The sequence below is a fragment of the Tunturibacter psychrotolerans genome, assembly GCF_040359615.1.
Lineage (GTDB): Bacteria > Acidobacteriota > Terriglobia > Terriglobales > Acidobacteriaceae > Edaphobacter > Edaphobacter psychrotolerans.
In genome coordinates this window covers 1,319,622-1,335,181 of sequence record NZ_CP132942.1, presented here as the reverse complement: position 1 = coordinate 1,335,181, position 15,560 = coordinate 1,319,622, and the positions used below count along the sequence as shown (strand labels likewise).

15 protein-coding genes are annotated in these 15,560 nt (G+C 53.9%); 5 read left to right on the top strand and 10 right to left on the bottom strand.

Going from position 1 to position 15,560, the window contains the following annotated elements:
* Positions 1-31: 31 nt before the first annotated feature.
* The 5 genes from RBB77_RS05485 to RBB77_RS05465 form a co-directional block, all read right to left on the bottom strand.
* On the bottom strand, positions 32-2,848 hold the full coding sequence (locus RBB77_RS05485; protein ID WP_353065356.1) for an SLBB domain-containing protein: 2,817 nt from the start codon (positions 2,846-2,848) through the stop codon (positions 32-34).
* Between the two features lie 212 nt (positions 2,849-3,060).
* Positions 3,061-4,500, bottom strand: coding sequence for an Asp-tRNA(Asn)/Glu-tRNA(Gln) amidotransferase subunit GatA (gatA, locus tag RBB77_RS05480; protein WP_353067581.1), 1,440 nt, complete (start codon positions 4,498-4,500; stop codon positions 3,061-3,063).
* An 11-nt stretch (positions 4,501-4,511) separates the two neighbouring features.
* Entirely contained in the window at positions 4,512-4,838 is a 327-nt protein-coding gene (gene gatC, locus RBB77_RS05475) for an Asp-tRNA(Asn)/Glu-tRNA(Gln) amidotransferase subunit GatC (protein ID WP_353065354.1), read from the bottom strand.
* On the bottom strand, positions 4,835-5,104 hold the full coding sequence (locus RBB77_RS05470) for a DciA family protein (RefSeq protein ID WP_353065353.1): 270 nt from the start codon (positions 5,102-5,104) through the stop codon (positions 4,835-4,837). The genes gatC and RBB77_RS05470 overlap by 4 nt, the downstream gene beginning before the upstream one ends.
* A 288-nt stretch (positions 5,105-5,392) precedes the next feature.
* Positions 5,393-6,133 carry a sugar transferase gene (locus tag RBB77_RS05465; protein ID WP_353065351.1) on the bottom strand — a complete coding sequence of 247 codons (741 nt, stop codon included), beginning with the start codon at positions 6,131-6,133 and terminating at the stop codon, positions 5,393-5,395.
* A 26-nt stretch (positions 6,134-6,159) separates the two neighbouring features.
* Between RBB77_RS05465 and rfbC the strand changes: the two genes are divergently transcribed.
* Positions 6,160-7,107 (top strand): dTDP-4-dehydrorhamnose 3,5-epimerase, encoded by a 948-nt coding sequence (rfbC, locus tag RBB77_RS05460; RefSeq protein ID WP_353065349.1) that lies wholly within the window; start codon positions 6,160-6,162, stop codon positions 7,105-7,107.
* A gap of 99 nt (positions 7,108-7,206) precedes the next feature.
* On the opposite strand, the gene RBB77_RS05455 is transcribed toward rfbC, so the two are convergent.
* Genes RBB77_RS05455 through rfbB form a run of 4 tightly spaced genes read right to left on the bottom strand, consistent with a single transcriptional unit; the run spans position 7,207 to position 10,686 of the window.
* Complete coding sequence (locus RBB77_RS05455; protein WP_353065347.1) at positions 7,207-7,755, bottom strand: D-glycero-alpha-D-manno-heptose-1,7-bisphosphate 7-phosphatase; 549 nt, start codon at positions 7,753-7,755, stop codon at positions 7,207-7,209.
* Entirely contained in the window at positions 7,752-8,678 is a 927-nt protein-coding gene (gene rfbD / locus RBB77_RS05450; protein WP_353065345.1) for a dTDP-4-dehydrorhamnose reductase, read from the bottom strand. Before rfbD ends, RBB77_RS05455 begins: the two co-directional genes overlap by 4 nt.
* The gene (rfbA, locus tag RBB77_RS05445) at positions 8,678-9,553 is read right to left on the bottom strand and encodes a glucose-1-phosphate thymidylyltransferase RfbA (protein ID WP_353065343.1); all 876 of its coding nucleotides are present in this window, start codon (positions 9,551-9,553) and stop codon (positions 8,678-8,680) included. Before rfbA ends, rfbD begins: the two co-directional genes overlap by 1 nt.
* Positions 9,550-10,686, bottom strand: coding sequence for a dTDP-glucose 4,6-dehydratase (gene rfbB / locus RBB77_RS05440; RefSeq protein ID WP_353065341.1), 1,137 nt, complete (start codon positions 10,684-10,686; stop codon positions 9,550-9,552). Before rfbB ends, rfbA begins: the two co-directional genes overlap by 4 nt.
* 205 nt (positions 10,687-10,891) lie before the next feature.
* Here rfbB and RBB77_RS05435 point away from each other — a divergent pair, with 205 nt between their 5' ends.
* The 4 genes from RBB77_RS05435 (at position 10,892) to RBB77_RS05420 (ending at position 13,312) form a co-directional block, all read left to right on the top strand.
* Entirely contained in the window at positions 10,892-11,116 is a 225-nt protein-coding gene (locus tag RBB77_RS05435; protein WP_353065339.1) for a hypothetical protein, read from the top strand.
* A 222-nt stretch (positions 11,117-11,338) separates the two neighbouring features.
* A complete protein-coding gene (locus RBB77_RS05430) occupies positions 11,339-12,487 on the top strand; it encodes a PP2C family protein-serine/threonine phosphatase (protein WP_353065338.1) in 1,149 nt (382 codons plus the stop codon).
* A 74-nt stretch (positions 12,488-12,561) separates the two neighbouring features.
* A complete protein-coding gene (locus tag RBB77_RS05425; protein ID WP_353065336.1) occupies positions 12,562-12,936 on the top strand; it encodes an ATP-binding protein in 375 nt (124 codons plus the stop codon).
* Between the two features lie 10 nt (positions 12,937-12,946).
* Complete coding sequence (locus tag RBB77_RS05420; protein ID WP_353065334.1) at positions 12,947-13,312, top strand: STAS domain-containing protein; 366 nt, start codon at positions 12,947-12,949, stop codon at positions 13,310-13,312.
* A 48-nt stretch (positions 13,313-13,360) separates the two neighbouring features.
* Here the strand turns inward: RBB77_RS05420 and RBB77_RS05415 are convergent, their stop codons facing one another.
* On the bottom strand, positions 13,361-15,430 hold the full coding sequence (locus tag RBB77_RS05415) for a SpoIIE family protein phosphatase (RefSeq protein WP_353065332.1): 2,070 nt from the start codon (positions 15,428-15,430) through the stop codon (positions 13,361-13,363).
* Between the last annotated feature and the right edge of the window lie 130 nt (positions 15,431-15,560).

Below are 15,560 nucleotides of genomic sequence, written 5' to 3'. Positions count from 1 at the left end.
TATTGAAGCATCTTCTCAACCTAACGCTTTTCTAGAAGACAACGTTAGCCGCCGCAATTGCGAGTCCGAACTGACCGACGATCTGTGCAATATCAACGATCAGCCGTATCGTATTGCCCCTTGTCAGATTCAGAGGAACTACAACCGTGTCGCCCGGGTACAAGTGCAACGAATCGAAGTTGTTCCCTCGCAGCGACGAACTATATTGCTTACTGATCACAGATCCGCTCGCACGGATAACATAAGCCCGGCTCTTGTCGGCATCTCGGTTTGATCCGCCGGCCAGTCTTATGTAACCTCCGAGCCGACGCTCCTGATCATAAGCAAAGGAATTCTGGTTATATACGGCTCCATCCACACTTACGGTGGATGGAACACGTGGCACGATGAAACGATCTCCATCTTCAAGCGGAAGATCAGGCAACTGACTCAAGTCGTGGCTATCGGGTTTCAAATCCAGAACAATACGGCCGGTCGCCCGCGCTTGCCGCAGGCTATTGACGATGTTTTGGTTCTGCTCCTGAGCAGCGGCCGCAGCGGCACTGTCCTGAGCGCTTATCGATCGGCCTGCGTTATTCGATGCGTTTGTACTTACCTGAAGTGCGATCTCATCGACATATTGATTGAGACGCTGTTGTTGAACTCGGCGTGTAGACTCCCGCGTAAACTCGGAACCGTATAGGTACGCTTCCGAAGTGAAACCACCGGCACGCTCCACTAACTGCCGTAGGGTCTCTCCGGGCAGCACGCTATAAACGCCCGAAGAAACGAACTCTCCCTCGAGTCGTACAAAGCGAGTCTGCTGCTCTTGCGGAACACGAATATCTGCCTTCGAGAAGATCGTAACCACGTCTCCCGGTAGCAGCTCAAAATCCTGCGTGGTATCTCCCCCTAAGACAACTTTTCCAAGGTTGAATGGAAGAAGAGACGTCGTGAGGTTCACTTTACTCTGCCGCTCGATGACGGCGTAGCTCCAATCGATATCCGGTTCACTCAGCTTGACGTTGTTCCGCGGGCGAAATTCACCTGCCGACGCGCTTGCCGCGGTTAAACCCAAACTTGCACTTGCAGCGCTCACCCGATTTTGCGGTGGAGGATTCGATTGAGAGCCATTTTGCAACAACCCAGAGGCATTCGAGTTGCCGTTCGTGTTGGCGTTTTGATTATTTGTGGAATTTGAAGAATTGGCCGCATTTGCTGCCGCAGATGGTGTGTATCGATCGTTGATTCCACTCAAAGCCGTCTGAGATGCAGAGATTTTGGCACAATCGAGTCCGCCGTCTGTCGCAGCCTCTGTCTCGGCGTCCCTGTCGCCGGTCGGGATTTGATAGTTGCTTCCCTCTTCGCTTCCAAAAGCTAGCCCAATCAGATTTGGGTTTCTCGTAGACGAGTATCTCCAGTTGGGATTCAATCCTTCCTCTCCAACCGGAATTCCGTATCTCAAGTTTGGAATCCCGAAGGGAGTCTGCGGCGGACATGTCGGAATATAGGTCAACGTCGGCTGACCGAGCTGACTTCGCTTCAGCCAGTACTCTCGGGTGATCAACGCGTCCTTATCTGGCAGCAGGTCATGAACGCGCATCCCTGGCTTCCAGGTGTAACGTCCTGGGTTAGCCACATTACCGCGAAGCGTAACTGCATCTTTGTACTGACTGACCACGGCCTTCAATTCCAACAGGTCGCCATCCTGCATCACCGTCGCTCGTCCCTGCGCGTCCAGAGTTATCTCAATCATGCTGCGTCTGCGGCGCTCGTCTACTCGCTCTAGGCGAACCCTCTGGCCCGAAGCAACACTTGTCAAACCTGCAGCCAACTCAAGAACTTCACCGACGGTCGTATCGCCTTGAGACCTAAGCTCGTAAATCGCGGGCTCGTTGACGCTGCCTGCAACAGCCACCTGCGGACCAACAGGCGGAATATAGATGACATCGCCCGGCAGCAGCTGCTCGTCCTTCGACTTATCGCCTCGTTGTAACAGGTCATATAAATCGAAATCAACGACAACTTTCCCTCCTCGTTTCAACTGGATATGCCGCAGACTACCCTGTGGAGTTGGGCCTCCCGTTGCGAACAGAGCGTTCGTCAATGTGCTCAATGAGCTAATCGTATAGCTGCCGGGCCTCCGTGCCTGCCCGACCACAAAAACCTGGATTGAACGTAGTTGCCCCAAATTCACGTTGAGGTCAAAGTTGCGGAAAATTCTGCCAACTTGACCCTTCAAAAAGTCGTGCATCTGCTCAAACTTCACTCCGGCAACGTGAACTGAGCCCACCTGTGGAACGAAGATGCTTCCTGATCGATCCACCAGAAAGCGACCATTTAAATTGACCTGGCCCCACATCTGGATAAGCAACTCATCTCCCGGACCGACAACATAATCCGGCGTCACTGGAACCAGGTTGAGGGGTGCAAAGGTCGACGGCAGGTTGCGAAATAGGTCTACTCCGTAGAGAGGCAGCATCTTGCCGATAGAATTCGCAACCAACTGTTGAAATTCGGTCGGCGAATTCAACGGAAGAGGAATTTGCAGATTGGGGTTCTGCAATTGATTCCGGTTGTTATTCTGCGGGTTGGTCTGAGTCTCCGGTTGCCCGGGCAGGATGATCTGTTGACTTAGTGGTTGTTGTTGTTGCTGGTTGACCGAGGGAGCGCGTACCTGAGGGTTGGTCTGATCGCTTGACGATTGGCAGGTTGGATCATTCGGGTCACAGGATTGCTGCTGTCCAAGTTGTCCTCCCAGCGCCTGACCTAATTGATCAAACTGAGCCGATGACGTAAGCGTACCGAACACGGTGAACAGAAGCACATATCCAAACCTGCATACTCTGGGGGAACTACCAAACTGCATCTGCTCTAATCCTCGTAACCTTATTTGCCTGTACCGTTCATCATACAATCAGCGCCCGATAACTCGTTGAAATGAGTTATCGAACAGTTAACGCTGGCTTGGCTGTCGCAACGAACAATCTCATTGACTTCTGCATTCGCGATGCATCCGGCGCGATCTTCAAACGAACCCATCAGAGCACTGCACTGACGAGCACGCGTTAGTTGCCCAACCTATTGCGCATGCTGCTTTTCGACGGCCTGCCCGACGCGCAGCATAGTAGCTTCATCGAAGTGCTTGGCCATGATCTGCACCCCTATCGGCAAACCTTCCTTCGTTCGCCCACACGGTACGGAGACACCGCAGATTCCCGCCAGACTCGCCGCCACCGAGTAAATGTCTTCCAAATACATCTGGACGGGATCGTCTGTTTTTTCGCCAAGTTTGAACGCCGGGGTCGGAGTTATTGGAGCTACCAGCACATCCACATCAGCAAATGCCGTCACAAAGTCGCGCGTGAGTAGAGTTCGAACCTGCTGCGCTTTTCGGTAGTAGGCATCGTAATAGCCTGCGCTGAGTGCATAGGTGCCCAGCAGGATCCGTCGCTTCACTTCGGCGCCGAAACCCTGGTCTCGGGTCTTCCTGAACATTGCTGACAGAGTGTTCGCCTCTTCCGCCCTCAGCCCAAACCTAACCCCATCGAACCGGGAAAGGTTTGATGAAGCCTCAGCCGTAGCGATGACGTAGTAGGTAGAAATCGCATATCTAGTGTGGGGTAAACTCACCGGCTTTACCACGCACCCCACCATCTTCAGACCATCAATTGTGGCATCAATCGCACGCCGAATCTCCGAATCCAATCCCTCACCGAAGTACTCCTTCGGCACCCCGATCCGTAGCCCCTCTACCGGTTTCATCAGGTCGCCGACATAGTCGTCAACTGGCCTGCCCGATGAAGTCGCGTCCATAACATCTTTGCCTGCAATCACCTGCAGCACTCTCGCAGCGTCTTTCACGGTCTTCGTCAACGGTCCAACACGGTCCAAAGAGGAGGCGAATGCAATCAGTCCATATCGGCTGACCCTTCCGTAGGTCGGCAAGACGCCTACGACTCCGCAGAAGGCCGCTGGCTGCCGAATCGACCCACCGGTATCGGTACCCAGTGTCGCCGTGGCGAAATCAGCCGCAACAGCCGCCGCAGAACCGCCACTCGAGCCGCCCGGAACCCTACTCAAGTCCTTTGGATTCAGCACCGGTCCGTATGCAGAGTTTTCATTCGACGATCCCATCGCGAACTCGTCGCAGTTCAGCTTCCCCAGGAGTATCGCTCCAGCCGCTTCCAGCTTTGAGACTACTGTTGCGTCATACGGTGGCCGGTACCCCTTCAAGATCAGTGAGCCAGCCGTTGCCGGAGCACCCTGCATTACCAGGACATCTTTGATCCCCACCGGCACTCCGGCCAATGGCGGCAACGCTTCACCCTTCGCGGCCATCTCGTCAATCTTCTGAGCCTGCGTCATCGCTCGCACCCGACTTAGCGCCAGAAAACTATTGATCTCGCCATCCCGAGTGGCGATGCGGTCGTAATGCAGCTCCGTAAGCGCTGTTGCCGTCGTCTCTCGCGAAGCTACCGCCTCCCGCGCTACGTCGATTGTCAGATTTTTCAAGTCCACTACCTTTACACTCACCTTTCAATAACCTTCGGAACCTTGAAAAACCGACCATCGGTCTCCGGGGCCGCTGACATCACCTCAGAGCGATCCAGCGACGGGCGTACTTCGTCCATCCGCAATACCTCTCCGCGACCGAGCAAAGTGCCGCCCAACATCTCACCTACTTGGGTCATCGGGGGAACTCCAGTGGTATCTAGCTCATTTAGTTGATCAATATGGCCGAGGATGGCGTTCAGGTCTCTCTGCATCCTCGGCTCTTCCGCCGCTGTTAGCTCCAAATTTGCCAACTCTGCCACCCGCCGAACATCGTCCAAGGTTACGCCCGCATGTTCGTTCATCGCTTGTAGTTCCTCTTCTCAAAGTGTATCTCTCTCACAGTCACCCCTGAAATTCGAGCCAACTCTCCGGCGAGTTGTCGACGCGTACTGAACATCTGCTGCAGCCATATACCGTCTTCCACCTCCACTCGAACTACACCGTTTTCAAATCCCACGATTTGTCCCCGCTCAGCCATTGCCTTGCCGCATGCCACCGGCCATGCCGCCGACAATCTGTCCTCCGCCTGCAGCGCTTGCAGGCTTCTCCCTAAGGACCCTCTCAGCATGTCTCGCATTCCTTCTAAAGACATCAGAAAAAACTCCAATAAAGTTGTCACTCAGGAGATCACGGGCCTAGTTCTAAGGATTTTCTGTGCCGGATCCGCCAGATGCCAATCGAACGCCAGTCAGTTTGAATCTCGGCAGACCATGGAAGAGGTTTTTGCCCTAGATGAAGAACTCGCGGACGCGAAGTCAAGAGACGACCTTTTTGGACGAAGAAATCGCATCGTTAGTCAATAATGTCCATGCAATTTCTGATCACAGCGCTGCCTGTCCTACGATGAATCGTCAGCCTAATAGGCTCCGTCCTGGTTCACAACTGACGCAAAGGTCTTCGTCAGAATCCAAATATCTCGCATCAGAGACCATCTCTCGACGTATTCACAATCAAGAGCGACACGTCTTTCGTAACTCAATGCACTTCGTCCTGATACTTGCCACAGACCAGTCAACCCGGGCTTGACGCGGCAGTAGCAGTCGAAGCATTCACCGTACTTCTCGACTTCTGCGGCTACAATCGGCCGTGGCCCTACAAGGCTCATCTGTCCAGCGAGCACATTCCAAAGTTGCGGCAGCTCGTCGAGACTGTATCTCCGGAGAAAAAGCCCCAGAGGAGTAATTCGCGGATCGTTTCGAAGTTTGTGGGTTCTGTTCCATTCCGCGCGGGCCTTTGGATATCGCGCCAGATGCGCCTCCAGAACTTCAGCTGAGTTAATACACATCGTGCGAAACTTCCACATCGAGAAAAAAGACCCGCTCTTACGAATCCGCCGATGCGAATAAAAGATGGGTCCTGGCGAACTTAGTTTTACAGTCGCCGCTACTAGGCCCAACAAGAGGAGAACCACTGGCATCGAAATCAGAACCAACGCAATGTCGACACAGCGTTTGATCACCCGATATCGGAAAAACTGAGACGGAGTTTCGTATGCTCGATGTGAGCTATCCAACGAGCTGCCGACTGACTCCGGATACGAATAAGAACCTTCAATAGCCGCTGTCCGCGACTCGGGAGATTGATATTCAGCCTGCATTCGAATCCTGTATCTGTCCGACTCGTATGTTCGCATCTTCTGCATCACATCAGTCGGACTGGTTCCTGTTACACGCCTTGTGTCGCGGTACTTTCTCTAAATCCGCTTCCGAAATTAAGCCCGGAGACGACCGCGCTTCCAAATCACTTCCACCTGATTGCTTCATGCTACCCGCTCATGGACCTTACGATGGTCTCTCTGCTAAACCGGGTTGGACCAAGCCGACGACTGGGAATCAAAGCGCATTTGTGCAACTGCTCCATTCTACCCGACCGCATTCTGAAAGCGGAGCTTACGTTTACCAGATTCGCCTTTTATTCGTTCCACTTTGGGACGATCGGGCAAGACTGTTTTCCTGTACGCTTTATGGCCACTACACTACACGAATGCAAGTTCTGGAAACACCTCTACGTGACGTTAAGCTAATTCAACCCCAACGCTTCGGAGATAGTCGCGGTTGGTTTGCAGAGGTATTCAATCAATCAACTTTTGCGGCTGCCGGATTATCGGCGCACTTCGTACAAGACAACCAGTCTTTTTCGGTAAAAGGAGTGCTTCGGGGCCTCCACTATCAACTCGGAAAACCCCAGGGCAAGCTTGTCCGTGTTCTCTCCGGTCATATCTGGGACGTCGCGGTCGATCTGCGGCGTGAATCTCCCGACTTCGGCAAATGGGCTGGATTCTACCTAAAAACCGAATCCTCGGCCGACCATCTTCAGCTGCTCTGGATTCCCGAACGGTTTGCGCACGGCTTTCTTGTTCTCTCAGACACCGCGGAAGTCCTGTACAAGACCACGAACATCTATCACCCGCAGGGAGAGCGCTCCATTCTCTGGAACGACTCCACCCTCGCCATTGATTGGCCTTTGGAAGCGCTTAATGGTATCCCACCCTCTGTCAGCGCCAAGGATGCTTTGGGCAGGCACTTCCTCGAAGCCGAACTCCCGCCCGTTGAGGTACCCCATTTGGTTTAGAGATTTCCGTCGCGGTTCACAGGTGGACCATCCTGGTGAGAGTCATTGTTCAGCAGATTTTGGATCGCGCCGCAGTACAGCCTTGAGCGAGGTTGACAGTTACCCCTGTGCGAGCAGCCAACGTTCTACTTCGGCCAAGGAATCCACCTTCAGATGTTCGCCATCACACCCGGCTGTCTCAGTTCCACAGACCAAAAAAGCTTGCCGCAATCCAGCCGCATTGGCAGCCGCTATATCCGAGCACCGGTCCCCAACCATCACACTTTCGCTTAGCTCTACCCCAAATTCAGCAACTCCTCGTCGCAGCATCCCAGTGCCGGGCTTTCGATCCTCGTGCTCACGCTTGTATACCCCTACCCCGTGCACGGGATGGTAAGGGCAAAAATAAACGGCATCGAGCTCAACGCTTTGCGTACGGAGTTCTGCTCGCATGAAAGTCATCAGCGCGTGAAAATCGGCCTCGGAATAATAGCCACGCGCGATTCCCGCCTGATTCGTGACAACGATCAGCCGATATCCGAGCCCCACCGCGGTCCTACAAAGCGAAAAAATTCCATCGACAAACCGCACTTCCTCAGATCGATGCAGATATCCCACCTCTTCATTTACTACCCCATCCCGATCGAGAAATAACGCTCTCTGCTTCATAACTCTGACAGTACCTCGCGCAACGAGTCCCGCCAATCCATCATGGTCCACCCAAATCGTTCCGTCAGCTTGCTGCAGTTCAACCGTGAGTTTGATGGCCGCTTCGCAGGGGTCGGATATTGAGCGGTCTGTATCGCTTCGACCGCGGCAAACCGCACTCCGGCTTCTCTTTTACGCTGCAATTGAACCGCTTCTGTAGCAAATCCAAACCAGGTAGTCTCCCCACTTCCAGCTGCATGGTAGATCCCACCTGCATCCGAAAGCGCGGCCTTCAATCCTTTGTCTCGTGCCGCCGTCTCACAATCTTGAATTACCTGCGTAGTCATTCTCGCTAAGTCACGGCTCCAAGTTGGTGCACCGTGCTGATCGGCCACTATTTTCAGGGTCTCGCGTTCCTGCGCCAGTTTTAGAATCGTCAACAGGAAATTCTTCCCTTTTGCTCCGTAGACCCAACTGGTGCGGAAGATCATGTTCCCTGCGTCGCTCTCAGAAAGCGCCTTCTCGCCCGCGAGTTTGCTCGCGCCGTAGACGCTCACAGGTCCAACCGCATCAGTCTCAGAGTAAGGTTCATTCCCAGAACCATCAAAAACATAGTCCGTAGAGAAGTGGATGACGCCAGCACCAAGGGCATGCGCCTCTTCTCCAATTGTCTTTACAGCCTCAGCATTAATCGCATAAGCCAGCTGCGGCTCACTCTCTGCTTTATCAACCGCTGTATAAGCACCGGAATTCACGATCCACCTCGGCCGTATTGCGCGAATCGTCTCCCGAATCGAGTCCGAATTCGCGAGATCCATCGTCACGCGATCCGGAGCGACCACGTCCCCCACCAACTTCAGAGTTTTCGATAACTCGCCCCCGACCTGGCCCGTAGCCCCCGTCAGCAGGATCTTCTCCCCCAACGGCAACTTCCCAACCATCATCAGTACACCGTCTCTTCCAGCACCCGCAGTAGGTATTGCCCATAGGTGCCCTTTGCGATCTTCGATGCCAGTGTTCGCAGCTGATCAGCATTTATGTAACCGAGTCGATACACAATCTCTTCGGGGCAAGCTACCTTCAGGCCTTGCCGCTTCTCAATCGTATGGATAAATGTCGCCGCCTCGAGCAGCGAATCGTGTGTACCGGTATCGAGCCACGCGATTCCCCGTCCCAGTACCTGCGTCCGCAATTTCCCATGTTCCAGATACCAACGATTCACATCGGTGATCTCAAGTTCACCGCGCTGCGATGGCTTTAGACCCTCCGCAATGCCGACAACCTGCGCGTCATAAAAGTAGATTCCCGTCACTGCATAGCGTGACTTTGGCTTCAACGGCTTCTCTTCAATCGAGATCGCACGTCGGTGTTCGTCGAACTCAACGACTCCATATCTCTCAGGATCAAGGACAGGGTAAGCAAAAACCGTCGCTCCTGGACCGCCTTCGGCAGCATCGCGTAATGTCTTCGCGAAATCATGCCCGTAGAAGATATTGTCCCCAAGCACCAGGCAACAACCCTCTCCCGCGAGGAAATCCTTCCCAATTAAGAACGCCTGCGCCAGACCGCCTGGAGACGGTTGTACAGCATACTTCAGAGCGATACCCCATTGCTCACCAGTCCCAAGCAGTTGCTCGAAGCGCGGCGTGTCCTCTGGCGTCGAAATTACCAAGATGTCGCGAACACCAGCCAACAATAACGCCGAAAGCGGGTAGTAGATCATTGGTTTGTCGTAAACCGGAAGCAGTTGTTTCGAAATTACCTGCGTCACTGGGTGAAGTCTGGTCCCAGAGCCCCCGGCGAGAATAATTCCCTTCATCGAGTCCTCTCGCCAGCTGCAACTTTTTCTCCGCGCCCAGAGTAGTTCTGCGTCATCCACTGGTGATACGCTCCGCTAGTCACGTTCTCCACCCACGATGCGTTCCTCAAGTACCACACCACCGTCTTCCTCAATCCGGTCTCGAAGCTCTCCTGCGCTCGCCATCCGAGTTCTGCCTCGAGTTTGCGGGCGTCGATCGCATATCGACGATCATGTCCCGGCCGGTCTGTCACATATTTCACCAGTTGCAGATGCGGTTTGAACTTTGACTCAGGGACCAATTCGTCGAGTAGCGCACAAACCGTCTTCACCACTTCGAGATTGCTCCGTTGGTTGCCTCCGCCGACGTTGTAGGTCTCACCCACACGTCCCCGCTCAAGGACTGTGCGCAGCGCACTCGCATGGTCTCCGACATATAGCCAGTCTCTAACCTGTTGTCCGTCTCCGTACACCGGCAGGGACTTGCCTTGCAAAGCATTCGCAATCATCAGCGGAATCAGCTTTTCCGGGAACTGATACGGTCCATAGTTGTTCGAACAGTTAGTAATGATGGCGGGCAGACCGTACGTGTGCAGCCACGCCCTCACCAGATGATCTGACGCTGCCTTCGATGCCGCGTAAGGACTATTCGGGGCATAGGGCGTCTCTTCATGGAAAGCCGGCGCTTCCGGCGTCAACGTACCATACACCTCATCGGTCGACACGTGGAGAAACCGAAACCTTTCCTGATCTGCGCTTGCCAGACTGCCGTAATATGCGCGTGCCGCCTGCAGCAAGGTAAACGTGCCATCTATATTAGTTCGCAGAAATGCTTCGGGGCCTACAATAGAACGGTCAACGTGGCTTTCCGCGGCGAAGTGAACAATTGCACGTGGCTTGTGCTTTTGCAGAAGACTGGTAACTAGTTCTGCATCGCAGATATCACCCTGCACAAATCTATAGGCCGCGCTGTTCTCGACAGATGCCAGATTCTCTGGATTCCCCGCATACGTCAACTTGTCTAAATTGACTATTGCCCCACAACCAGCAGCCAACCAATCCAGCACGAAGTTGCTTCCTATAAATCCAGCTCCACCAGTCACCAGAATGGAGTCGCTGCATGTAATTTCTTCTGTCGTCCCCGCTAATCTCATGTTGCTGCCGGATCCTCCGCTTACTGCTTCCAATCATTAATATAGGCCAAATACAGTTGCATTCATGCTGCGCATCGGAAACAGAGCCTCCGAAGACTGTTGCAGCTTAGGTGTCTGCCGTCCGGTCTCAACTTCACGTGGAAGCAGGCAACTTCAATCGCCATCCCTTCTCTCCAATGACCATTGAGAATCGAAAGGTGACCACATGTCCACGAATGATCAACAATCGAATCAAATCCGCTACCAGAATCCTCGGATTGACGCAAAACACGCAGTTGAACCCTCGGGCCCGAAGGGGGATGACCCTTCCACCGCTGGCCCAGGACCTACGAAGGTTAGCTCCAACACTCCTGAAAACAACCTGGGTCACATCAATCCGTCTGCTCCTGAAGATGCCAACACAACCCCCGGCAGCACAGGCAAGAAATAAGATTGTTCTGTTCAATGTGTTCCATCCGTGATATCTCCTGAAAGGGCTTAAGACGTCACTCTCTCGACTGACCTAGTGTCAATCGGGTTTCCGCTTCCCCACGTCGCGACGCGGTAGGGTCCTACATGGGATAACAACAGGAGCGAGCCACTTCGCTGGTCATACGCAGCAAACGGTCGAGAGCTTATTGCCGTCCGAGCAGCCAATTGAAGGAGCAGTTCCATGGAAATCGAAAGCAGTCTCCATCTGCAACAGCAAATCGCGCGGCTACAGGCCCTGCTCGACACGACCCACAGAATCCATAGCACCATCGAATTGGACAGTGTTCTCCGCAGTGTTCTGCAGATCACAGTGCGCGAACTTGAGATGGCGGGTGCGTTTTTCACGACCTTTCCCTTTTCTTATGGAGATATTCCGCCGCGATTCCTCTTACATCCGCCATCCTCCGATCCGAGGCGCGGCTGTTACCGCTTCCCTTTGTTGGACCGCCACGGTTCGACCCTGACCGAGATGGTCGTCATCACGCGTGATGGAGCGCCACTATCCCTCTACGAGCAGGACTTTCTAGAGCATCTAGCGATCCAAGCCGCGGTCGCCATCGAAAATGCCCGATATCACGAACAAACGCTGGATATGGAGCGGGTGAAGCAGGATCTCTCGTGCGCCCGTGACATCCAACGAAGCCTACTTCCGCAGGTCTTTCCAGACATCCCGGGTTACAGTATCGACGGGCGTTCGCAGACTTGCTATGAAGTTGGCGGCGATTATCTCGATCTCATTAAACTTCCATCGGGAGAGCTGATGGTCGTAGTGGCCGATGTCGCCGGCAAAGGCCTCGCCTCAGCGTTGGTCGGCAGCTCGTTTCGGGCAGCGTTGCGAGCCATGGCAAACTCCGAGATGCCGCTCGTCGACATGGCAACAAACATGAACCTTCTTCATTACAAAGAGGGTGAAGAGTCGCGTCGCCGTTATGTCACGGCTATGTTTCTAAGGCTCGACCCAAAGACGCATACTGTCGAAGTAGTAAACGCCGGACACAATCCAGCCTTTCTCCTCAATGGCAGCGATGTGCCTGAGTTGATTGAAGCCAGTGGCACGCCGGTTGGGATGTTGCCTTTCTCTAGCTACACCGCAGAAAATTATGTACTGTCCGACAAGGCGAAGCTGCTAATCTACACCGACGGAATGACTGAGGTGTTTCAAGGTGACGAAGAATTCGGTCAGGACCGCCTCATGGAGGCATTCCGTGCCTCCCGCCACACTGACGCGACTGGAACACTGAACTCGATCTGGCGGACCCTGGATGCCTTCTCCAACCAGGAAAATCAGTCAGACGATATGACCGCACTTGTAATTGGACGGAAGCCGTAGGAGGGGAATTGGAAGGTAAGAACAACATTATCGAACTTCGGCTCCCTTCGCGTCTCGGCTTTGAAAAGATTGCAATGAGTACAGCGTCCAGCGTCGCGAAGCTGATGGGATTCGCTCCGGATCGCGTGGAAGACCTCAAAACCGCCGTCGCCGAGGCCTGTATCAATGCGATGGAGCATGGGAATAAACTCGACGAGTCCCTCATCGTAGGTGTCATTCTCTCCATGGATGAGACTTCATTGGAAGTTAAGGTACTCGATACCGGTACTGGCCCCCCCAGCGGTGTCCACACCCCGGATATGGATAAGAAGATGCACGGAGAAGAGGCCAGTCGCGGTATGGGAATGTTTCTGATTCAGTCCTTGGTGGACGAGGCAGAGTGGGTCAGTTCACCTCCCGCTGGCAGTTACGCGCGACTCGTCATACGCTTAAACAAGACAGAGGATTGAAGGAGACACCATGGCGGAGTTTAGTACTAAGGTCAAAATGGAGCAGGTCAAGTGCGCCTCAGGCGATCCCATCACAGTGCTCCGTTTCGCCGGCGATATTACAAGTTCGTCTGAGCCTGCAGTCTTGGGAACCTACAACGGCCTGTCACCCGAAACGTCGAAACGCATCCTGCTCGACTTCTCCAAGGTGGAGTATCTCAACTCCAGCGGTATCGCGTTGATCATTCAACTGCTCTACGCCGCCAGCCAGAAGGGACAGAAGGTGCAGACGTTCGGCCTAACCCCGCACTTCCAAAAGGTCTTCACCATGGTAGGTATTACGAAGTACACGAAGCTCTACCCCGACGAAGCCGCCGCCTGCGCGGGCTTCGAATAAATCCTCTTACCTCTCCATAACTGTCAAATTTCTTGCTGAATCAGCTCGTTAAGTCACCGCAAGAACGACTTTCTCATCAGGAACATTTCCAGGCGTTTGCAGACGCTGAATTCGTAGTACAAGAATGTCATCCTCCTGACCAAAATCCTGGGCAGCGGACGCCAACTCTGCCGCCGAAATCGGCCGTTGCAGCATCTGCTGAATGCGTTCAAACCCAAACAGCTGCTTCTGTTGATCCTGTGCCTCTGCGACTCCGTCGGACATTAGCATCAACGTGTCTCCAGGCGCCAACGTGAAATGCGAGACAAAGAACTCTGCGCCGGGCACGACACCAATGGGAAGCGAGCCTCCCATCTCGATCTCTACGCCATTCCGGTAAGGTGGCAGATGTCCGGCGTTTGCCAGAGTCACGTGCCCGTCGGGGCAGATCTGGAGGATGAGGCAAGTAGCACTTGCCCGTCCCCGACCCCACAGCCGATCGTTCAGGCTGTTCATCAGGACTAAAGGATCGGAATCGTATTGCACTGCGGTCCGTATCGCACCGACGATCAGCGCGACAAGCATTCCAGCCTGCAGGCCCTTCCCAGTGACGTCACCAACCACAATCAATACGTTGCCATCCTCCTGCACGGGGAGGATCTGGAAGAAGTCTCCCCCAACCTCACGTGCCGGACGATATTCACTCTCGATAGCAAGGCCAGGTATTTTGGGTAGCTGTTCTGGAATCAGCACGTGTTGAATCTGTCGCGCCTGCTCGATCTCCGCCTTCCACTGCTCGCGTATCCGCTGAGTGTGCAGAAATCGCCGAACCAACATGACCGTAATCAGGAAGAGGGAAAAAATCGTCGAGATGGTTCCCAACCCCACGGCGAATCCGAGTACGTCAAACGCTGTCTTTATATGGAGAATACGGAGCTGGGACTGAAAGAGAGCAATCGCAACTAAAAGCACTGCCGAGAAAGCCAGCCAGCCCTCGGTCTTTTGCTTCCGGATGCCTTGAACGGTGATTGCGCATAAGAGCATTCCAAAGCTTAGTCTCAGCGCAAGCAAAATAGGCGTCAGATAAACGGCCGCATGCACAGGAACATGCTCGCCGTAGATCGGAGCACTAATCATGGCGGTTCCGACTATCGTAAGAGCAACCAATCCCCACACTATGCGGTGAATCCATTGCATCTGGCCAATCCGAAACCAGTAACCCCAGAAGATGACCCAAAGCCCGATTCGGATCGGACTAATGATGACGAACTGTAAAACTATCCCGGCCGTCAGGGCAATCCACGGCACGAAGCTGACGATCAGAACGACGCCATTCTCCAAAATTGTGACCGCACAGACGAGGCTTAGCCACAGATACGAAGGCTCCGTGCGGTCCATCGAGAGAAGGCTAACCGCCACCATCCACGCAAGGAGCAGAATCAGCATCTCGAGAAAACCGCTGCCGACAACATGCGCCGTGTCGTCCCAGTCCAGCTGAATCAGTGTTCCAATCACACCGGCGTGACCAAGAACCGGAGGTTCGTGCATCCCTCCGGCGTCAGGTGCAAGGAAAATCGACGCACTATCCATCCACGTCCGAACTGCAATGGTGATTGGCCCATTGCGAAGCTCTCTTGGTAGCTTGAACGCTCGGGGAAGCGTACTGAAAGCCGTTGCCTTGTGCTCGCCAAACCTGCCGAGCTCCCCAAGTAGTTGACCATTTACGTAGAGCTGATACGCATCGTCAACTTGGTTCGGCATCTTGATGGCAAGCCTGCCGTGGGAACTCTGAACGTTAACTCGGAGCCGATACCATGCGAAGCCTGTATGTTTAGGATAACCGTTCGCTGTCCAGCCAGGAATGTACCCACTGCTGCCCAGCTCAGGATTTGCGGATCCGGCGGGTGGCGTCAGATCTTGAGTTCCCCAATTCGAGTCGTCGAAGTCCTGCCCCGCCCAGGCCATATCATCGCCGATATGAAACTTCCAGAGGCCGGAAAGCTCAACAGTGCCATCGCCCAGCGTAGCCTCAAGCTGCGCTCTTGGCGCAGGAGGGACCGCCAAGGGCTTCTGTCCCCGCAGTCCGGTCGCAAAACCAAAGAGCAGCAACAACACAACCGAAGTTCCCGCGTAGCGCATAGATGCAACTCTCAAGATCTGGTAATGAAATCCATCAGCTGGTCACTTCGTCTTATTAATGGCAGAGCGTGAAGTTGAAATTGCTTAAAGCCACAAATTCTCGCCGTCTTATTCGTTTGAAGACAGATAC